The sequence below is a fragment of the Devosia aurantiaca genome, assembly GCF_011058215.1.
Lineage (GTDB): Bacteria > Pseudomonadota > Alphaproteobacteria > Rhizobiales > Devosiaceae > Devosia > Devosia aurantiaca.
In genome coordinates this window covers 1,263,312-1,281,644 of the sequence record NZ_JAALFG010000001.1, presented here as the reverse complement: position 1 = coordinate 1,281,644, position 18,333 = coordinate 1,263,312, and the positions used below count along the sequence as shown (strand labels likewise).

The 18,333-nt window shown below is 63.0% G+C and carries 18 protein-coding genes and 4 pseudogenes; 8 read left to right on the top strand and 14 right to left on the bottom strand.

Annotated features, from left to right (window positions below; translation table 11 throughout):
- The first annotated feature begins 17 nt into the window (after nucleotides 1-17).
- The 5 genes from groL (at nucleotide 18) to G5575_RS06545 (ending at nucleotide 2,781) form a co-directional block, all read left to right on the top strand.
- Nucleotides 18-1,658, top strand: a complete 1,641-nt coding sequence (groL, locus tag G5575_RS06560; RefSeq protein ID WP_164533561.1) for a chaperonin GroEL — start codon at nucleotides 18-20, stop codon at nucleotides 1,656-1,658.
- Between the two features lie 273 nt (nucleotides 1,659-1,931).
- Nucleotides 1,932-2,132: a type II toxin-antitoxin system HicA family toxin gene (locus tag G5575_RS06555; protein ID WP_164533765.1), complete on the top strand. Its 201-nt coding sequence runs from the start codon at nucleotides 1,932-1,934 to the stop codon at nucleotides 2,130-2,132.
- Nucleotide 2,133: 1 nt separating this feature from the next.
- Nucleotides 2,134-2,328, top strand: a complete 195-nt coding sequence (locus G5575_RS21010; protein ID WP_207633008.1) for a type II toxin-antitoxin system HicB family antitoxin — start codon at nucleotides 2,134-2,136, stop codon at nucleotides 2,326-2,328.
- Complete coding sequence (locus tag G5575_RS21005) at nucleotides 2,325-2,534, top strand: type II toxin-antitoxin system HicB family antitoxin (RefSeq protein WP_328765878.1); 210 nt, start codon at nucleotides 2,325-2,327, stop codon at nucleotides 2,532-2,534. Before G5575_RS21010 ends, G5575_RS21005 begins: the two co-directional genes overlap by 4 nt.
- A gap of 10 nt (nucleotides 2,535-2,544) precedes the next feature.
- Nucleotides 2,545-2,781: a BrnA antitoxin family protein gene (locus G5575_RS06545; RefSeq protein WP_164533560.1), complete on the top strand. Its 237-nt coding sequence runs from the start codon at nucleotides 2,545-2,547 to the stop codon at nucleotides 2,779-2,781.
- Here the strand turns inward: G5575_RS06545 and G5575_RS06540 are convergent.
- From G5575_RS06540 to G5575_RS06510, 8 genes and pseudogenes are all read right to left on the bottom strand, one after another.
- Entirely contained in the window at nucleotides 2,778-3,266 is a 489-nt protein-coding gene (locus G5575_RS06540; RefSeq protein ID WP_268904375.1) for a TSUP family transporter, read from the bottom strand. The genes G5575_RS06545 and G5575_RS06540 overlap by 4 nt on opposite strands.
- A 118-nt stretch (nucleotides 3,267-3,384) precedes the next feature.
- Nucleotides 3,385-3,444: pseudogene (locus tag G5575_RS21000) on the bottom strand (hypothetical protein); the annotation flags it as partial.
- Between the two features lie 83 nt (nucleotides 3,445-3,527).
- Nucleotides 3,528-4,748 carry a glycosyltransferase family 2 protein gene (locus tag G5575_RS06535; protein WP_207633007.1) on the bottom strand — a complete coding sequence of 407 codons (1,221 nt, stop codon included), beginning with the start codon at nucleotides 4,746-4,748 and terminating at the stop codon, nucleotides 3,528-3,530.
- 62 nt (nucleotides 4,749-4,810) lie between these two features.
- On the bottom strand, nucleotides 4,811-5,002 hold the full coding sequence (locus tag G5575_RS06530; RefSeq protein WP_164533559.1) for a hypothetical protein: 192 nt from the start codon (nucleotides 5,000-5,002) through the stop codon (nucleotides 4,811-4,813).
- 1 nt (nucleotide 5,003) lies between these two features.
- Nucleotides 5,004-5,696: an ATP phosphoribosyltransferase gene (hisG, locus tag G5575_RS06525; protein WP_164533558.1), complete on the bottom strand. Its 693-nt coding sequence runs from the start codon at nucleotides 5,694-5,696 to the stop codon at nucleotides 5,004-5,006.
- Nucleotides 5,656-6,756, bottom strand: a complete 1,101-nt coding sequence (locus tag G5575_RS06520) for an ATP phosphoribosyltransferase regulatory subunit (protein ID WP_164533557.1) — start codon at nucleotides 6,754-6,756, stop codon at nucleotides 5,656-5,658. Before G5575_RS06520 ends, hisG begins: the two co-directional genes overlap by 41 nt.
- Nucleotides 6,757-6,874: 118 nt before the next feature.
- Nucleotides 6,875-8,371, bottom strand: coding sequence for a histidine--tRNA ligase (hisS, locus tag G5575_RS06515; protein ID WP_164533556.1), 1,497 nt, complete (start codon nucleotides 8,369-8,371; stop codon nucleotides 6,875-6,877).
- Nucleotides 8,372-8,534: 163 nt separating this feature from the next.
- The gene (locus G5575_RS06510; RefSeq protein WP_164533555.1) at nucleotides 8,535-8,798 is read right to left on the bottom strand and encodes a hypothetical protein; all 264 of its coding nucleotides are present in this window, start codon (nucleotides 8,796-8,798) and stop codon (nucleotides 8,535-8,537) included.
- 484 nt (nucleotides 8,799-9,282) lie between these two features.
- On the opposite strand from G5575_RS06510, the gene G5575_RS06505 reads away from it, so the two are divergent.
- The 3 genes from G5575_RS06505 (at nucleotide 9,283) to G5575_RS06495 (ending at nucleotide 11,809) form a co-directional block, all read left to right on the top strand.
- Complete coding sequence (locus G5575_RS06505; RefSeq protein ID WP_235935632.1) at nucleotides 9,283-9,912, top strand: L,D-transpeptidase; 630 nt, start codon at nucleotides 9,283-9,285, stop codon at nucleotides 9,910-9,912.
- A gap of 62 nt (nucleotides 9,913-9,974) precedes the next feature.
- Nucleotides 9,975-10,361 carry a TadE/TadG family type IV pilus assembly protein gene (locus G5575_RS22145; RefSeq protein ID WP_164533553.1) on the top strand — a complete coding sequence of 129 codons (387 nt, stop codon included), beginning with the start codon at nucleotides 9,975-9,977 and terminating at the stop codon, nucleotides 10,359-10,361.
- Nucleotides 10,247-11,809 carry a ubiquitin-activating E1 FCCH domain-containing protein gene (locus G5575_RS06495; RefSeq protein WP_164533552.1) on the top strand — a complete coding sequence of 521 codons (1,563 nt, stop codon included), beginning with the start codon at nucleotides 10,247-10,249 and terminating at the stop codon, nucleotides 11,807-11,809. The genes G5575_RS22145 and G5575_RS06495 overlap by 115 nt, the downstream gene beginning before the upstream one ends.
- Before the next feature lie 10 nt (nucleotides 11,810-11,819).
- On the opposite strand, the gene G5575_RS06490 is transcribed toward G5575_RS06495, so the two are convergent.
- The 6 genes and pseudogenes from G5575_RS06490 to G5575_RS06465 all read right to left on the bottom strand — a co-directional run bounded on the left by G5575_RS06490 (nucleotide 11,820) and on the right by G5575_RS06465 (nucleotide 18,192).
- Nucleotides 11,820-12,071: a hypothetical protein gene (locus tag G5575_RS06490; RefSeq protein ID WP_164533551.1), complete on the bottom strand. Its 252-nt coding sequence runs from the start codon at nucleotides 12,069-12,071 to the stop codon at nucleotides 11,820-11,822.
- A gap of 259 nt (nucleotides 12,072-12,330) precedes the next feature.
- Nucleotides 12,331-13,617 (bottom strand): amidohydrolase family protein, encoded by a 1,287-nt coding sequence (locus G5575_RS06485; RefSeq protein ID WP_164533550.1) that lies wholly within the window; start codon nucleotides 13,615-13,617, stop codon nucleotides 12,331-12,333.
- Between the two features lie 13 nt (nucleotides 13,618-13,630).
- Nucleotides 13,631-14,577, bottom strand: a pseudogene (locus G5575_RS06480) (ABC transporter permease).
- A 2-nt stretch (nucleotides 14,578-14,579) separates the two neighbouring features.
- A pseudogene (locus G5575_RS06475) lies at nucleotides 14,580-15,661 on the bottom strand (ABC transporter permease).
- Nucleotides 15,658-17,187, bottom strand: a complete 1,530-nt coding sequence (locus G5575_RS06470; RefSeq protein ID WP_164533549.1) for an ABC transporter ATP-binding protein — start codon at nucleotides 17,185-17,187, stop codon at nucleotides 15,658-15,660. Before G5575_RS06470 ends, G5575_RS06475 begins: the two are co-directional and overlap by 4 nt.
- 49 nt (nucleotides 17,188-17,236) lie before the next feature.
- Nucleotides 17,237-18,192, bottom strand: a pseudogene (locus tag G5575_RS06465) (BMP family protein).
- Nucleotides 18,193-18,333: the final 141 nt, after the last annotated feature.

The window sequence follows — 18,333 nt, the reverse complement described above, 5'->3', positions numbered from 1 at the left end:
TTTAAGGAGCGCCTCACATGGCTGCCAAAGAAGTAAAGTTCTCCACCGACGCACGCGACAAGATGCTGCGCGGCGTCAACATCCTGGCCAATGCGGTCAAGGTGACGCTGGGTCCCAAGGGCCGTAACGTCGTTATCGAAAAGTCGTTCGGTGCCCCGCGCATCACCAAGGACGGCGTGTCGGTTGCCAAGGAAATCGAACTCGAAGACAAGTTCGAGAACCTGGGCGCGCAGCTCCTCCGTTCGGTCGCGTCCAAGACCAACGACGTTGCCGGTGACGGCACCACCACTGCCACCGTCCTGGGCCAGGCCATCGTCGTCGAAGGCGTCAAGGCCGTTGCCGCCGGCTTCAACCCGATGGATCTTAAGCGCGGTATCGACCTCGCTGTCGAAGAAGTCGTCAAGTCGCTCCAGTCTTCGGCCAAGGGCATCACCTCCTCCTCCGAAGTTTCCCAGGTCGGCACCATTTCGGCCAACGGCGAAACCTCGATCGGCGAAATGATCGCCGAAGCGATGCAGAAGGTTGGCAACGAGGGTGTCATCACCGTCGAAGAAGCCAAGACCGCCGAAACCGAACTCGATGTCGTTGAAGGCATGCAGTTCGACCGCGGCTACCTCTCGCCCTACTTCGTCACCAACGCAGAAAAGATGACTGCGGTCCTCGAAGACCCCTACATCCTGCTGCACGAAAAGAAGCTTTCGAACCTGCAGGCCATCCTGCCGATCCTCGAAGCCGTGGTTCAATCCCAGCGTCCGCTGCTGATCATTGCCGAAGACGTCGATGGCGAAGCACTGCCGACCCTGGTCGTCAACCGTCTGCGCGCCGGCCTCAAGGTCGCTGCCGTCAAGGCACCGGGCTTTGGTGACCGCCGCAAGGCAATGCTGGAAGACATCGCTATCCTCACCGGTGGCCAGGTGATCTCCGAAGACCTCGGCATCAAGCTCGAGAACGTGACCCTCGACATGCTCGGCACTGCCAAGCGCGTTGAAATCACCAAGGAAAACACCACGATCGTCGATGGCGCCGGTACCCAGGAAGACATCCAGGGCCGCGTTGGCCAGATCAAGGCGCAGATCGAGGAAACCACCTCGGACTACGACAAGGAAAAGCTGCAGGAACGCCTCGCCAAGCTCGCTGGTGGCGTTGCCGTGATCCGCGTCGGTGGTTCGACCGAAGTGGAAGTCAAGGAACGCAAGGATCGCGTCGACGACGCGCTCAACGCAACCCGCGCTGCCGTTGAAGAAGGCATCGTTCCCGGTGGTGGCGTCGCCCTCCTCCGCGCTTCGAACGCTCTTTCGGTCAAGGGTGCGAACGCCGACCAGGACGCCGGCATCGCCATCGTTCGCCGCGCTCTCCAGGAGCCGGTGCGTACGATTGCCAACAATGCCGGTGCCGAAGGCTCCGTCGTCGTCGGCAAGATCCTCGAGAACGCTTCGCCAACCTTTGGCTACAACGCTGCCACCGGTGAGTACGGTGACCTCGTTGCGCTCGGCGTCATCGACCCGGTCAAGGTCGTGCGTCATGCGCTCCAGGACGCAGCTTCGGTTGCATCGCTCCTGATCACCACCGAAGCGCTGATCGTCGAAGCCCCCAAGGAAGCAGCACCGGCAATGCCGGGCGGCGGCGGCATGGGCGGCATGGGCGGCATGGATTTCTAGTTCGCAAAAGCGAACTAGACTCTCCTTCGCTCACGGACCGTATCGCGGTCGGCGACATGCCGACCGCTGGTCCTCCGCGAGGGCGGCCGACGGCCGGGCGGCGTTGCCGCCTGATAGAACAATGTTTCAAGGATCGTTTCTTCCCAGTCACGATCTTTGTGGAAGGCCTCGGTGGAAACACCGGGGCCTTTTTCTTGCGCCGAACAACCTTGATGACCGGTGTCGTGTGTATTATTTTACACGGCAGATGTGAGGTTGGGATGCGTGATCCATATGCATCTGGAGCGGAACAGCCGTAAGCTGATCGCCATGTTGGAGCGAGAGGGTTGGTTTTTGGTGGAGGTCAAAGGCGACCACCACCAGTTCAAGCATGCCGAGCGGCCCGGACGGGTCACCGTCCCTCACCCGAACAAGGACATCCCCATCGGCACGCTACGATCAGTTTATCGGCAGGCCGGCTGGCTCGAGAGGTAACATGCGCTACGTCGCTTTTATTCACAAAGACAGTGACAGCTCTTATGGCATCAGCTTCCCGGATGTCCCTGGCTGCATTTCCGTTGGCGATACGATGGACGCAGTTATCGCCAATGGTGCCGAAGCCTTGGCCTTTCACATCAGCAGCATGGAGGCTGACGGTGAGCCGGTGCCCGCCCCCGGCCGCTCGAGGTGATCGTCAACGACGATGCTCTTGCGGAGGATCTGGAAGGTGCAAGCTTCGCGCTCGTTCCCCTGGTCCGCGACCTTGGCTCCACGACGAGGATCAATGTGTCACTCGATCTTGGTTTGTTGCGCGCCATTGACGAAGAGGCTCGTTCGAGGGGCCAGACCCGATCCGCTTTCCTCGCTTCAGCTGCCCGTCGCGAACTGATCGACTAAGGAGAAAGACATGCGCAGGCCAGGACGAGGGAATGCATTCGACGAGGCGGAGGCAGTGTTTAAGAGCGCTGCGCCCAAGCCGGATTTTGCGGTGCCGGCAAAAGCGGCCAGCCCTCCGGAAGGCAAGGAGCTGGTGTCGATCCGGCTGGATCGCGCCGTGCTCGAGCATTTTCAAGATGATGGCCCTGGCTGGCAGGAGCGCATCAATGCGGCGCTGCGCGCTGCGGCCGGACTCGATTCCGCCTAAGGGAAGAAGATCAGTTTCAGCGCCATGGCGATTGAGACGACCACGACGAGCGGGCGGATGACGGCGGCGCCATAGCGGATGCCGGTGCGTGCGCCGATATAGCCGCCTGCGATCTGGCCGATGGCCATGACGAGGGCGATCGGCCAGATGACCTGGCCTTGTGGAATGAAGATCACCAGCGCCGCAAGGTTGGAGGTGACATTGAGTGCCTTGGTGCTGCCGGTGGCGCGGGTGAGGCCAAGCCCGAAGAGCACGACGAAACCGACCGTGAAGAACGATCCGGTGCCGGGGCCGAAGATGCCGTCGTAAAAGCCAACGACGAAGCCGAGGACCGGAACGAAGGGTTCGAACGGCAGCCGCGAGGCGCGGTCGGCATCGCTGAGTTTTGGCGCGAAAAGGAAATAGAGCGCAATCGCGATCAGTGCCACCGGCACTGCCAGGTTGAGCAATGATGTATCGATGCGGCTGACGGTCAGGGCGCCCAAAATGCTGCCCGCAAAGCTTGCGGCAATGGCAGGCGCCAGGCGGCGCAGATCGACGAAAGCCGCGGCGCCAATAGGTGATCACGGCCATGATGGTGCCGATGACGGACTGCATCTTGTTGGTGGCAAGAGCCGCGACCGGCGGCAGGCCCGCGGCGAGAAGGGCGGGCACAGAGAGCATGCCGCCGCCCCCGGCAATGGCATCGACGAAGCCTGCGGCCAGGCCGACAAAGCCGAGCGCGACGAGAACAAGCGGATCAGAAATCATGCGTTTGGCAGGTCCGAATGGCGCCGCTGGCGATCGACAGGGTCGGTGTCGGCGACGCGGCGTTCGTAGATGGGAATGTTGATCATCGAGGACATGAAGCCGCTCATCATTAGCTGAAAGCCAGTGACCAGAGCCGTCATTGCTAGGATGACCGCCCGCAGCGTCGCGTGCGAGGTCAAGGGGCCGAAATCACGTTGCGCCCATTGGGTCAGGCCCCAGACCATGGCGGAAATTCCGCTCAACATCAGCAGGATCGCGATCAGAAGGATGCGCTCGAGCGTCAGCCATTCGAGCAAGCGGTCATAGGTGCCGGAGCGCGGGATAAAGCCGTAGCGGGAGGCAAAGCGGCGTCCGATGATGGCAAAGGCGATGGACTGGACACCCATGATGACGCAAAGCGCCGCTACGATCAGGGTGTGCACATCGAAGGTCACCGACCCGATGGTCACCGGGCCGCGGACAAGCTGGGAGCCGACGACGAGACCGATCCAGACCAGGGCGACGCCGGGATAAAGAAAGAGCCAGCGGGGCGAAAACAGCAGCAGGAAGCGCAGGTGGCGCCAGCCGTCGCGGAAGGAACGCAGATGCGGCGGGCGCGAACGGCCGTCTTTCTTGAGGGTCGTCGGCACTTCGCGCACGTCGAGCCGGCTGAGCGTTGCCTTGACCACCATTTCGGAGGCGAATTCCATGCCGGTGGTGCGCAGGTTGAGATTGCGGATGGCGTCGCGAGAAAAGCCACGCAGGCCGCAATGAAAGTCGCGGATCGGGGTTCGGAAGAACAGGCGACCGAGGAAGCTCAGCACCGGATTGCCGATATAGCGGTGGTGCCAGGGCATGGCGCCGGGGGCGACGCCGCCAGCGAAACGATTGCCCATGACGAGATCGGCGCCATTGCGCAGCGCAGCCACAAAGAGATCGAGATTGGCAAAATCGTAGCTGTCGTCGGCATCGCCCATGATGACGAAACGGCCTCGGGCGTGGGCAATACCCGAGGAAAGCGCAGCACCGTAGCCGCGCTGGTCGGCATGGACGACGCGGGCGCCGTGGGCCGTGGCGATTGCCTGCGACCCATCGGTCGAGCCGTTATCGGCGATCAGCACTTCGCCGGAGATGCCGGTGCGGGCAAGGAAGCTTTGCGCCTTGTCGATGCAGGTGGCCAGCGTTTCCGCCTCGTTGAGGCAGGGCATCAGGATGGTCAGTTCGAGCGTCTCAGCCACATGCGCCCCCGGCGGACATAAAAGTCTTGTGCCGTGATTTGGTCCGAAGAGGCAATGGCGGCTCAGTCGCCACCAACGCCCCCGTCGCCACCGGCGTCAGCAGTGTCGTTCGCGCTTTGATCGCGGTCGAAGGCAACGTAGGAACCGCCATCGCCGCCATCGGATGAACGGCGGGTCCTGGGATTGCGCATGCCGGCATAGGCAATGACGCCGACGCCGATAACCACGACGAGGAAGACGAGGGCGAGCTCCATCTCAGTCTCCCAGGCGCGAAAGAAGATCGTCGAGCGCCCTCTTGCGGGGTGCGGACCAATCGGCAGTCCTGGACACGATCAGGTTGGCTTCGCTTTTCAGCATTACGCCATCTTCCAAGACACGCAGGCCATTGGCGGCCAAGGTCGAGCCGGTGGAGGTGATGTCGACCACGATATCGGCGACGCCGGAGGCAGGGGCCGCTTCCGTGGCGCCGAGGCTTTCGACGATGCGGTATTCGGCGATGCCGGCACGGGCGAAATGCTGGCGCGTGATGGTGATGTATTTGGTTGCGATGCGCAGCCAGCGGCCATGGCGGGAGCGAAAATCGGAAGCAACATCGGCCAGGTCATGCATATGCGTGACGTCGATCCAGGCATCGGGGACGGCGACGACGACATCGGCATGGCCGAACTGGAGGTCGCGCGCGAAGTCTACCGAAGCGGGGCCGGTTTCGCTGGTTTCGTGGATCAAGTCGCGGCCGGTGACGCCCAGATCTATATTGCCGCGGATCAGTTCGCGGGCAATTTCGGACGCCGGGTAGAAGCGAACGGTCACGTCCGGCAGGCCTTCGATGGCGCCGAGATAAGATCGGGCGCCACCGGGGCGGGTGATGGTGAGACCGCGTTCGGCGAACCAGGCGCGGGTCAGTTCTTCAAGGCGGCCCTTGGAGGGGACGGCGAGGGTCAGGCTCATCGCGTCCACTCCGCTTCAAGGCGATCGACCCAAAGGGCGCAGCCGGAGGCGGCGATAGGCGCTGTTGCACCCAAGCGCTCCAGAAGGCGGTCATATTGGCCGCCGGAGGCGAGCACGGCGCCCCCTGCCCGCGCATTTCGAAGACAATGCCGGTATAGTAATCGAGGCGCGGCGAAAAGCTGGCGTCGAAGGTAACGCGCGCTTCGCCCAGGCCTTCGAGGTGCCTGCGGATGGTGCGAAGCGGGGCGCCGAGAAAGAGCCGGTGCTGCTCGCCAAGCGTTTCGAGCTGGCGCAAAGCGGAGAGGGCATCGCCCTTGATGGCGAGATAGGCGCGCAGGAGTTTCAGCGTCGCGGCCGGAACGTGCGCGGCGTCCAGGGCTTGCTGCTCAAGGAAGCGGTCGGCGATCTCGGCGGGGGTGCGGCCCTCGGACAGGCTGAGGCCGGCGGAGACCATGCGGGCTGTGACGTCCTCGACCAGATCGTCACGGCTCGGCTGCTCGCTGCGCGGCAGATCGGGCGCGGCTTCGAGGCGGGTGAGCAGGCGATCCATGGCCTCGGTGTGGCCAAAGCGATGACGGATGCGGGAGCGCCAGGCATCGGGCATATCCGCCTGCTGCAGCAGTGCTTCGAAGAGGCCGACGCCGCCCAGATGAACACTGGGCGCCACCCCATAGAGCGACAGCGCAGCGCGGGCAAAGGTCAGCACCTGATCGAGGGCGATGTCGCCATCGGGCTGGGCGAGAAGCTCGATGCCGGCCTGGTCGAACTCGGCGGGGCCGGTCTCGCGCTGGCGAAAGATGGGGCCAAGATAGGAGAAGGCCGCGGCCTCGCGCGTGCCGGCGGCAATGTAATCGGCAACGATGGGCAGGGTGAAATCGGGGCGCAGGCAGTATTCGGCGCCGCTCTGGTCGGTGGTGAGCAGGAGACGGCGCCCGAACTCCTCGCCGGCGAGATCGAAATAGGGATCGGCGGAAAGCAGCAGAGGCGGCGTGGCGCGGTAGCCGCCCTGGGCCTCGACCAGCGTCTCGAGCTGCGCGCGTCGCATCGCGGCGTTGGTCATAGGGCGCACTCCTGAAGAGACCTCATGGTGAGCCTGTCGAACCACGAGGTCGCTTGCACCGTGGCACGACCTCGTCCTTCGACGGGCTCAGGATGAGGTCTACTGAAAGCAGAACGCATCACTGCTCGCTCAGCAGCTTCTTGACCGCTTGCACAAGCTCTTCGCGCTTGATCTCGAACTGGCCGGGACGAGCGGCTTTCCACTCGGCGTTGTCGGTGATGGCTTGCGCCGCAAGCTTGCCGGCGATCAGGTCCTTGACCTGCAGCACGCCCTGTTCGCGCTCCTGCGATCCTTCGATGATGGCGATGGGGGAATTGCGCTTGTCGGCGTAAGCAACCTGCTTGCCGAAGTTTTTGGTGTTCCCCAGAAACATTTCGGCCCGGATGCCGGCATTGCGGAGTTCGGAGACCATGGCCTGGTATCCAGCCATCTGCTCCTTGTCCATGACGAGGACCACGACCGGGCCAAGGGGCTCGGCGGCGCCGAGATTGCCGGTAAGCTTGAGCGCATTGGCAAGGCGCGAAACGCCGATGGAAAAGCCGGTGGCGGGGACCGGTTCGCGGCGGAAGCGAGAGACGAGACCGTCATAGCGGCCGCCGCCACCGACAGAACCGAAGACAACGTCCTGGCCCTTTTCGTTCTGTACCTTGAAGGTCAGTTCGATCTCGAAGACCGGGCCGGTGTAATATTCGAGGCCGCGGACCACGGAAGGGTCAAGAATGACGCGACCGCCAAAGCCGGCGGCGCTGACGAGACCGAAGATGGAGGCGAGTTCCTGGACGCCCTGGAGGCCGGTCTCGGAGCCACCGATCAGGCCAGCGAGCGTATTGATTGTCGCGACCACATGGGCATTGCTGCCTTTTTCGACGCCGTCGGCGGGAAGGCCGCTATCGACATAGGCGAGAATCGGCTCGATCTGCTCCGGCGTGAGACCGGCGCCCTTGGTGAAGTCGCCGCTCTCGTCCTTGCGGCCGGCGCCGAGCAGCAGGCGAACGCCTTCGGGACCAAACTTGTCCAGCTTGTCGATGGCGCGAAGGACGGTGAGCTTCTGCTCGTCGGTGCTGACACCCGCGGTCGCAAGAACGCCGTCGAGCACCTTGCGGTTGTTGACGCGGACAACGTACTGGCCCTGCAGGCCCAGCGCATCCATGACGTCGGCCATCATCATGCACATTTCGGCGTCGGCTTCCGGGCCGCCTGCCCCGACGGTATCGGCGTCGAACTGCATGAATTGGCGGAAGCGGCCGGGGCCGGGCTTTTCGTTGCGGAAGACATAGCCCTGGCGGTAGGAGCGGTATGGCTTTGGCAGGCTTTCGAAGTTTTCAGCAAAGAAGCGGGCAAGCGGCGCGGTGAGATCGTAACGCAGGCTCATCCACTGTTCGTCGTCGTCCTGCAGCGAGAAAACGCCTGCATTGGGCCGGTCGGTGTCGGGCAGGAACTTGCCGAGGGTGTCGGTGTACTCGAAAAGCGGCGTTTCGACGGGATCGAAGCCGTAGCGCTCGTAGACTGCGCGGATCTTGCCGATCATGGCACCTGCGGCGGCGATTTCGCCGGGGGTGCGATCTTCAAAACCACGCGGCAGACGCGGCGTGATGAGCTTGGTCTTCTCGGACATTTTAGAGCCTTCGGTGATCGCGCCGTTCCTAGACGATTGGCACTGGGGAAACAACAGCGAACCCCCACCCGGCCTCCCCGAAAGCCGGGGAGGAGAAGAAAGGCGGCTCACTCGGAGACAGGAGAAAGTCGGCGGCCGGGTGGTGCCCGGCCGCCAACTTGTCTCAAGGCGAGCTCCGGCCCGATTGTTGGAGCCGGAAGGTATGAAGATCGACACCGGTCCAGTGGGCCGGTACCGCGGCCGGGTCGAGGCCGACATCGGCCCGCAGACTTGCCGGAACGTCGATGTGGCGTGTCTGGCTTTGGGCCCACCAGGCCTGGATTGCGGCGAGCACGACGGGGACGAGACCACGCTGACGCACGGCGTCGGCGATGGAGAACTCGAGGCGCAGTACGACACTGGCTTCGCTGAGCACGTTTGAAGACATTGGTTTTCCGGCGGGCACAACGCCAGCCGGCCTCTGTTGAGACGGTTGGAGAACACGCGGATTCCGGACGCAGAGCGACCCGGTTTCAGCAGATGGGCGTTGGAGGTTTAGAAGTTCGCGGGCCGGGTTAGGGGCGAGGGCACATCAGGCGTGAGCGTTAGGCTCGTACGGTATGATGGCGAGTGGGACCCGAGCGGCGGAACATCATGTTTGTCATGTCTTGCCTCCCTCGGGTTGGCAGTTGCGAACGAGTGCTGGATACATCACGCCGGCGTGAGCTGCAAGCTTAGATGTGGCAGCGTGTCGCAGAGCACGAATGTTGTTGCAGAGTTGCAACGAGGCTCGCGGTACCCCGCGCTTCTCGCCCGATGCAGTTCACCGGTCGTTAACCTCGTGCGCTTGCCCAGAGTTAACCAAGCGGCTTGACCTCTCCTTGGTGCTTCTGCGGCACATTCGCCGACAAAGCATTTTGGGGATGCAGACCATGAGCACACGTTTGACCCGCAGTCTTGTTGCCGCGCTTGCGGCCTTGCCCGTTCTGTTCTCGGCGCTGCCGACAAGCGCGGAGACGTTTTATCCGGGCTGGCGCTTTGCTCCGCCCCCGGGCGTCACCGTGGTCCAAGGTCGGCCACGCCATGCACTAGCCATGCAAGCCAATACGCAGGTCGCCTCGGTATACCTTCGGCAAGTGGTGCAATATCAAACCAATGAGCGCAGCGGCACGATCGTGGTCGATAGCCAGGCGCACTTCCTTTATTTTGTTCTCGGTGGCGGACAAGCGCTGCGCTATGGCATCGGCGTAGCGCGCGATGGTTTTGAGTGGAGCGGCACGCATCGGGTCACGCGCAAGGCGGAGTGGCCGAGCTGGACGCCTCCTGCCGAGATGCGCCGGCGACAGCCGGGTCTGCCGGCCTATATGGAAGGCGGCCGCGCGGACAACCCGATGGGCGCACGGGCGCTTTATCTCGGCTCAACGCTTTATCGCATTCACGGCACGATCGAGCCCTGGACCATCGGCACCAATGTGTCGTCGGGCTGTATTCGCATGGTCAATGAAGATGTCATCGACCTTTACGAACGCGTGCAACTTAACACGAAAGTGGTCGTCCTTTAATAAGGACTTTGCGCCAGACTTGCCCCGATGCCCCGAAAGGGGCCTTCGGGGTTGCGCGTTCCATGTCCCAGTTCACCAAACTACTTCGGCGTTTTGGTCGCGATGAACGCGGGGTCTTCGCCGTCATTTTCGGGCTGATGGCAATCGTGCTTATCGCGCTTGGTGGTGCGGTGGTCGACTATGTGTCGCTGGAGCAGACGCGGGCGCGGGCGCAGACGGCGCTCGATGCCGCCGCCCTGGCATTGCAGCGCGACATCGAAAAGGTCGGTGTTACCAAGAGTCCATCCGCGTCAGAGCGGAAAACATCGTCAAGGAGCGGATCGGCGACAGCCGCGTGTCGGTCAAGGTCGACCGGATCACGATCGAGCCGGAAAGCGGTCGGCTGCTTCTGGGAGGCCAGTTTGTCCTCCCCACCTCTTTCGTCAGCCTCGTTGGCGTCAACCAGCTGAGTGCAAGCTTCACTTCGGAGGCCATGCAGGGCTCGGTGAACATGGAAGTGTCGCTCGCGCTCGACATTACCGGCTCAATGAAGGGTACCCGCATCACGGATCTGCAAAAGGCCAGCTATGAGCTGATCGATACGATCCTTGCCAACAATAGCGGCGACACGACCGCAAAAATTGCCCTCGTTCCTTATGCGCAGTCGGTCAATGCTGGCGCCTATGCCGAGACGCTGCGGGGACCCATCCGGCAGCAGCGGACAATTCAAGCCATCAACTGGTCGACTGGCACGGCCAAAGTCATCACCAGCATCGAGAGGACCAACCTGGCCACGGTAAACGCCGTCAATCATGGCTTTCAGGTCAATGACTGGGTCTATATCAGCAACGTCGTAGGCATGACCCAGGTCAACAGCAAGGCGTTCAAAGTGTCCTCGATCGCCGCGGGGTCTTTCACGCTTACCGGCGTGAATGCCACCTCCTACACAAGGGGCACCGGTGGGACGGTGATCAAATGCCTGGCCGCAAATTGCGACCCGGTGATTACCTCGAATGGCCATGGCTATGCCGAAGGCGAGCAGATCATCATCACCGGTGCTCTCGGCCTTACCGACCTCAACAACAAGACGTTCAACATTTCGTCGGTGACCGCAAACAGCTTCGTTCTGGCGAATGCCACGTTCAACCGGCTCAATCTCTACATCGCCAACAGCGGACGGTTCTACTGCGATTGGCAGACGGCGGCGGTCGGGTGCACGCAGTACACGTTCACCAATGTCAACGGCGCGAGCCGGACCAATGCGGTGACCAGCTGCGTCACGGACCGCATTGCGCCGATCAACGACCGGAAGCCCAGCACCACGTTTGCCAGCAGGAACTATCCGGAGCCCAATAACGGCTGCATCGCCAACAGCGTCGTACCGCTGACGAGCGACGCGGGCGTGCTGGATGCCGCCATCGGAGACCTCGAAGCGTCGGGATCGACCGCGGGTGCCTTGGGCATTCTTTGGAGCTGGTACATGCTGGCGCCCAATTTCGGGGAAGTCTGGCCGGCAAGCCGCCCTGCTCCCTATAATGAAGACGACCTGCTCAAGGCGGTCATCATCATGACCGATGGCGAGTTCAACACCGTTCATTGCAATGGGGTGGTGGCGCGAAATTCCACCTCGGGCAGTTCCATCTATTCTTATGGCAATGCCGATTACATCAATTGTGCTGCACCGAACGGGGACGCCTATACGCAGGCTCGCGCCTACTGCAACGCCATGAAGAGCGGCACGGGCATTGTGGTCTACACGGTCGGCTTCGGCATCAGCAAAGGCAGCACGGCCGCCAACTTGCTGGAGACCTGCGCTACCTCCACGGCCAATGCCTTTCTGGCAGAGAATGGCGCAGACCTCATTACGGCCTTCCGGCAGATTGCGCGCAATATTTCGGCTTTACGACTAACTCTTTGATCGAGTCGTCTCAGCCCTGCTCGGCCTTTAGCTCCAGTCGCGTGCGGACGATGCTGATCAGCTTGGCGACGTCTTCGCGTTCGTCCGATGGGAGCTTGTCGACGATCTGCTCGAGCAGCGTCGCGGCGCGGTCGACCTGATCGTCCGTGACCGGTTCGGCGTGCGGCGCGGAACGGTTGCGTCGCTGCAGATCCCAGGCGCGGATCAGCATCCGCTCGTTTTCGGCCAGTTGATGGGCGATGTCGGCCGGTACCGTATTCATGGCGACCCTCATGTGGTTCTTGCCAGCGCTCGCTTTGCGCGCTTTTGGGCAAACCATAGCAGGGTCTTGCTGACAGGCCGCCAAAGTGGCTGGTCAGGGTTTTGTCAGTGTCGAAAAGAACGGCTCTGACCAAAAAGACCCCGGCCGCAGCCGGGGCAAGTTCTTCTCAGTTCCCTGCTAGGCAGGGATGCGCATTGACCGCCCGAAGCGGGGCGATGTCAAAAGCATTTTGCCCATCAGGCTAAGGCGATCGCCGGGATCAGTGCTGGGGGCCAACCTTGGACGGGTCGAGGCTCTGAGGGCGGCCATCGAGGCTCAGCGTGCTAAGGCGCGGCGCTGTGCGGGAGATGACCTTGCCACCCCTGATGACCGCGAGGCGGGTCGCCTTGAGGCGGATGGCCTCGATCGGGTCCGCGGCCTGGAGGAGGACCATGTCGGCCTTGTTGCCCACCTCGACGCCATAGCCATCAAGATGCAGGATTTTGGCCGGGCCTGTGGTGACCGCGGCAAAGCACTGGCGCATGGCGTCGCGGCTGGTCATCTGCGCGACGTGGAGGCCCGTATTGGCGACTTCGAGCATGTCGGCCGAGCCCAGCGAATACCAGGGGTCCATCATGCAATCCTGGCCGAAAGCACCAGTGATGCCGTAGCTCAGCATTTCGGGGAAACGGTTCATGCCGCGGCGCTTGGGATAGGTGTCGTGGCGACCCTGGATGACGATGTTGATGTTCGGATTGGCGATGGCGGCAACCCCGGCTTCGGCCATCAGCGGCAGGAGCTTTGAGACATAGTAATTGTCCATGGAATGCATGGAGGTGAGGTGCGAGCCGGCGACGCGGCCGCCAAGACCGAGGCGCTGGGTTTCGTAGGTCAGCGTTTCGATGTGGCGGCTGAGCGGGTCATCGGTTTCGTCGCAATGGAGATCGACCAGGAGGCCACGCTCGGCCGCGATTTCGCAGAGGGCGGTGACGCTGGCGGCGCCATCGGCCATGGTGCGCTCGAAATGGGGAATGCCGCCGACGACGTCGACGCCTATGTCGAGGGCACGGTTGAGGAGTTCGACGGCGCCGGGATAGCGGTAGTAGCCGTCCTGCGGGAAGGCGACGAGCTGCAGGTCGATATAGGGGGCGACGAGACGCTTGACTTCGAGCAGGGCTTCGACACCGAGCAGGCGGTCGTCACAGATGTCGACATGGGTGCGGATGGCGAGCAGGCCCTGCGACACGGCGAGGTCGCAATAGGCAAGCGCGCGCTCGATGACGGCCTCGTGGGTCAGAAGCGGCTTGAGCTCGCCCCAGATTTGAATGCCTTCGAGGAGACGTCCGCTTTCGTTGAGCCGCGGCAGGCCGAGCGACAGCGTCGCGTCCATGTGAAAGTGGCAATCAACGAAGGGCGGGGACACGAGTTGGCCTGCGGCATCGATGACTTCGCCGGCGTCGCCGCCAAGATTGGCTTCGATAGCGGCGATGCGCCCGTCGGAGACGCCGATATCCAAGCCGGTGCGGCCATCTGCGAGAGTGGCATTGGTGAGCTTTAGGTCGAACATGGCAGTCTCTCGGTTAGTGGCGCTGGCCCTTGAACCAGGGCTGCAGCAAGGCACGGGGATAGTCGGCGCGGCGGGCGACCAGGACCAAGGCCACGATCGACAAAAGATAAGGCAGCATCAGGAAGACCTGACCCGGAACGACCTGGCCGATTTCGGCCTGAAGGCGGATCTGGAAGGCGTCGAAGGCGCCGAACAGCAGCGCACCGAGCAATGCCTTGCCGGGCTGCCAGGAAGCAAAGACCACAAGGGCGATGCAGATCCAGCCACGGCCGTTGACCATGCCGAAGAAGAAGGCGTCGAAGGCCGACATGGTGAGGAAGGCGCCGCCCAGCGCCATCAGCGCCGAACCGGCGACGACGGCACCGATGCGCAGGGCGCGCACGGATAGGCCCTGGGCTTCGACCGAGGCCGGATTGTCGCCGACGGCGCGAATGGCGAGGCCAAGGGGGTGCGGTAGAGCACGAGGGCAACAAGGGCGACGAATGCCAGGGCGAGGAAGGTCAGCGGCGTTTGCTGGAAGAGCGCCGGGCCGACGAAGGGCAGATCGCTTAGGCCGGGGATGTTGAGCGGACCGAAAGGGACGATGCGCGGCGGCGAGGTTACGTTGGGCAGCGCGGTGCGGTAGGTGAAGTAGCTGAGGCTCGTGGCCAGCAGGGTGATGCCGATGCCCGAGACGTGTTGCGAGAGGCCGAGGATGACGGTCAGCAGCGCGTGCAGCAGGCCAAAGACGGCGCCGGTGAGCATGGCGACCAGGACGCCGCCCCAAAGACCGGCGCCGAGATAGACGGCGAGCCAGCCGGCCATAGCACCCGCGACGAAGATGCCTTCGATACCGAGATTGAGCACCCCTGCCCGCTCGCAGATCAGCGCGCCGAGGACGCCGAAGATCAGCGGGGTGGCGATGCGGATGGCGGCGGCCCAAAAGTTTGCGGAGCCGAAGATTTCGATCAGCACGTCCATGGCTATTCTCCGGTCACTGTCGCCGCAGGGCGTTCATAGCGCACGCGGAAACGGATGAAGAAAGCGCCGACGAGGACGCAGAGCAGCGACAGGGCGACGACGAGATCGGCGAGGTAATTGGAAATGCCGGTGGCTCGGCTCATGGAGTCGGCGCCGACGAAGACGGCGGCGACGAAGATGGCGGCAAAGACGGTGCCAACGGGCGACAACCCGGCCAGCATGGCAACGACAATGCCGGAATAACCAAAGCCGGGCGAAAGGTCGGCGGAAAGGTAGCCTTTGACACCAGACACCTCGCTGACGCCGGCAAGGCCGGCAAGCCCCCGGAGATCAGCGCGACCTTGAGCATGGTGGCATCGACCGGGATGCCGGCAAAGCGCGCGGCTGCCCGGTTTTCGCCGACGGCCTTAATCTCGAAGCCGAGCACGGTCTTGCGCACCATAAACCAGAGGATCAGTGCGCCGGCGATGCCGACGATCAAGCCCCAATGCATGCGCAGGCGGGGCACGAGTTTGGCAAACTTGGCCTCGGCAAGGAGCGGCACCGACTGAGGCCAGCCCATGGCGAGCGGGTCCTTGAGCGGACCTTCGATCAGCATCTGCACCAGGAGGATGACGACGAAGTTGAGGAGCAGCGTGATGACGACTTCATCGGCGCCGAAGCGCTGCTTGAGGATGGTGGGGAGCACCATCATCATGCCGCCGGCGAGGAAGCCCGCGATCATGACGGTGGGGATGAGCAGCGCTGGCGGCATCTGCAGAAGGCCACTGCCGACGAGAACGGCGGCGAGCGCGCCGATATAGAGCTGCCCTTCGGCGCCGATGTTCCAGAGCTTGGCGCGGAAGGCGACGGCGGCAGCAAGGCCGGTGAGAATCAGCGGCGTGGCGCGGTTAAGCGTTTCGGACAGGGCGAAGAGAGAGCCAAAGGCGCCCTGAATGATGAGACCATAGGCTTCGATGGGGTTGCGCCCGGCGAAGAGCACGGGAACCGCGACGAGGAGCAGTGCGGCAAGGCCTGCACCGAGCGACACCGAAAGCTTGAGCGCCACGGAAGCATCGGCGCGTGGTTCGAGACGGAAGCTCATGCGGCCTGCCCTGCCATCAAAAGCCCCACCGCGCCGCGATCCAGGAGATCGGACGGTCCAGCGTCGCTGACTTCGCCGGCATGAACGACAAGGAAGCGATCGGCGAGCGCGAACAATTCATCGAGGTCTTCGGAGATGACCAGCACGGCGGCACCGCGATCGCGGGCAGCGATGATGCGATAATGCACTTCGGCCTGGGCGCCGACGTCAAGGCCGCGCGTAGGCTGATTGGCGAGAATGATCTGCGGCGTGCGTTCGAGCACGCGGGCGAGGATCAGCTTTTGGACATTGCCGCCGGAAAGGAGCCGCGCCTCGGCGTCCGGGCCAGGGCAGCGGATGTCGTAGGCGGCGATCGCACTGGTGGCGCGGCTTTCCATGGCTTTGCGATCGAGCAGGCCCATGCGCGAAAAGGCTGCGCCACGAACTTCTTCGATGGCGATGTTGTCGGCGACGCTCATGGTGCCGACGACGCCATCATGCTGGCGGTCTTCCGGCATGCGGGCGACACCGGCCGCGACGAGAGCCCGCGGATCAGCAGTGGTGATCGGCTTGTTGTTCAGCAACACCTTACCGCTATCCGGGATGGCAAGACCCGAGATCAGGGCCGCAATACCGCCCTGCCCGTTGCCGGACACGCCTGCGAGGCCGACGATTTCGCCGGCGCGCAGGGCAAAGCTCACGCCGCGAAGAGACTGGCGTGCCGAGCCTTGCCTGAGATGCACGTCCGCAAACTCAAGGAGCGTCTGGCCGGGCGTGGCAGGGGTGCGGGCCACTTCAGCAACGGCCTTGCCCACCATGAGATCAGCGATGGCGCGACGGTCGGCGTCGGCGGTCACCAATTCACCCGCCTTGCGGCCGCCGCGCAGGACGAGAATACGGTGCGAAACGGAGAGCACTTCGCCAAGCTTGTGGGAAATGAAAATGACACCCAGGCCATTGGCAGCGAGGCGGCGGAGGACAGTGAAAAGACCCTCGGACTCCTGAGGCGTCAGAACGGCCGTGGGCTCATCAAGGATCAGGACCCGAACGTTGCGATAAAGCGCCTTGAGGATTTCGACGCGCTGCTTTTCGCCCACGGTCAAGGCAGCGACGGGCCGGTCGAGATCGACCTCGAGACCGCTTTCGGCGATGATCTGCCCGACCTTCTTGCGGGCCGCGGCTTTTCCGCCAAAAGCGAAGAGGCCTTCGGTGCCAAGGCGAATGTTGTCGAGGCCGGAAAGGTTTTCGGCAAGGGCGAAGTGCTGGTGCACCATGCCGATGCCGGCATCCAGCGCAGCGCCCGGCGATCCGGGTGGCAGGACTTGAAGCGTGCCCTGGGCATCGGCGGCACGGACGATGCCCTCATCCTGCACATAGTGGCCGAAAAGGATGTTCATCAGCGTCGTCTTGCCGGCGCCGTTTTCACCCAGGAGCGCCAGAATTTCACCGCGACGCAATTGCAGGTCGAGCGCGTCATTGGCGACGAGCTTGCCGAAGCGCTTGGTGATGCCTTCGAGCGAGAGGACGATGCTGTCGGAATAGGCCATGCCCGCCCCAGAAAGAAAAGCCGGGCACCCAAAGATGCCCGGCAGAAGACTACATGGTGGAGGACGGCTCGGCGTCGTTGATCTCGACCTTGAAGCTGCCGTCGAGGATTTCGGCTTCCTTGGCCTTGGCGGCGGCTACGGCTTCTGGACCAGCCAGAGCCTCGTCATAGACGGCGCTCGAGCCACCATATTCCATGAAGGCATAGATGCCGTAATCGGTGGCGGTGAAGGAACCGGCCTTCACATCGGCAATGGCTTTGTCGATCATCGGCTCGCCATGCCAAAGAGCGCTGGCGAGGATGGTGCCGGGATAATCGGCTGCGGTGTCGATGACGTTGCCGATGGCGAGGATGCCGCGTTCCTTGGCGGCATCGGAAACGCCGAAACGCTCGGCGTAGAGAATGTCTGCGCCAGCATCGACCATGGCGAAGGCAGCTTCCTTGGCCTTCGGCGGATCGTACCAAGAGTTGATGAAGCTGATCGAGAACTTGGCTTCTGGATTGACGGAAAGAGCGCCGGCCATGAAGGCGTTCATGAGGCGGTTGACTTCCGGGATGGCAAAGCCGCCGACCATGCCGATGACGTTGGACTCGGTCTTGGCGCCAGCGATCATGCCGGTCAGGTAGCTCGGCTCTTGGATGAAGTTGTCGAAGGTCGCAAAGTTGGGTTCGACGGGCGGCAGCGACGAGCCCATCAGGAACTTGACCTCGGGATAGTCTGCGGCCACAGCGCGGGCCGGCGCTTCGACAGCGAAGGCTTCGCCAATCAAAAGGGCGATGCCCTGCTCGGCATATTCGCGCATGACGCGCTCATAGTCGGTGGCGGTGGTGTTTTCGGAATAGACGTATTCGATCTCGCCGCGCTCCTGCGCCGCGACCAGCGCGTTATGCAGGCGGCTTGCGCCCATTGCTGTTCGACAGGCACGGTCCAGACGGCGGCGACCTTGATCACGTCCTGCGCAAAGCTTGCGCCGGAGAGCGCAACAGCGGTGCCGATGGCCAGCATCGACACGAAGGCGCGGCGTCCGAGTTTAAGTTGATCCATCATCATAGTTCCCGATCTGTGTAAAAAACGCCCACGCTTCCCGACTGCTCATCTAAGTGGCAAGGCATGGCTGTTGGCAAGGCCAATGATGGCTGGATTAAC

Excerpts from the sequence above, each read along its gene's own strand:
- G5575_RS06555 (WP_164533765.1), top strand. The coding sequence starts at position 1,932 with ATGCATCTGGAGCGGAACAGCCGTAAGCTGATCGCCATGTTGGAGCGA.
- G5575_RS06505 (WP_235935632.1), top strand. The coding sequence starts at position 9,283 with ATGAGCACACGTTTGACCCGCAGTCTTGTTGCCGCGCTTGCGGCCTTG.
- G5575_RS06520 (WP_164533557.1), bottom strand. The coding sequence starts at position 6,756 with ATGACCAACGCCGCGATGCGACGCGCGCAGCTCGAGACGCTGGTCGAG.
- G5575_RS06485 (WP_164533550.1), bottom strand. The coding sequence starts at position 13,617 with ATGTTCGACCTAAAGCTCACCAATGCCACTCTCGCAGATGGCCGCACC.
- G5575_RS06510 (WP_164533555.1), bottom strand. The coding sequence starts at position 8,798 with ATGTCTTCAAACGTGCTCAGCGAAGCCAGTGTCGTACTGCGCCTCGAG.
- G5575_RS21010 (WP_207633008.1), top strand. The coding sequence starts at position 2,134 with ATGCGCTACGTCGCTTTTATTCACAAAGACAGTGACAGCTCTTATGGC.
- hisS (WP_164533556.1), bottom strand. The coding sequence starts at position 8,371 with ATGTCCGAGAAGACCAAGCTCATCACGCCGCGTCTGCCGCGTGGTTTT.
- G5575_RS06545 (WP_164533560.1), top strand. The coding sequence starts at position 2,545 with ATGCGCAGGCCAGGACGAGGGAATGCATTCGACGAGGCGGAGGCAGTG.
- G5575_RS22145 (WP_164533553.1), top strand. The coding sequence starts at position 9,975 with ATGTCCCAGTTCACCAAACTACTTCGGCGTTTTGGTCGCGATGAACGC.
- groL (WP_164533561.1), top strand. The coding sequence starts at position 18 with ATGGCTGCCAAAGAAGTAAAGTTCTCCACCGACGCACGCGACAAGATG.
- G5575_RS06490 (WP_164533551.1), bottom strand. The coding sequence starts at position 12,071 with ATGAATACGGTACCGGCCGACATCGCCCATCAACTGGCCGAAAACGAG.
- G5575_RS06530 (WP_164533559.1), bottom strand. The coding sequence starts at position 5,002 with ATGGAGCTCGCCCTCGTCTTCCTCGTCGTGGTTATCGGCGTCGGCGTC.
- G5575_RS06470 (WP_164533549.1), bottom strand. The coding sequence starts at position 17,187 with ATGGCCTATTCCGACAGCATCGTCCTCTCGCTCGAAGGCATCACCAAG.
- hisG (WP_164533558.1), bottom strand. The coding sequence starts at position 5,696 with ATGAGCCTGACCCTCGCCGTCCCCTCCAAGGGCCGCCTTGAAGAACTG.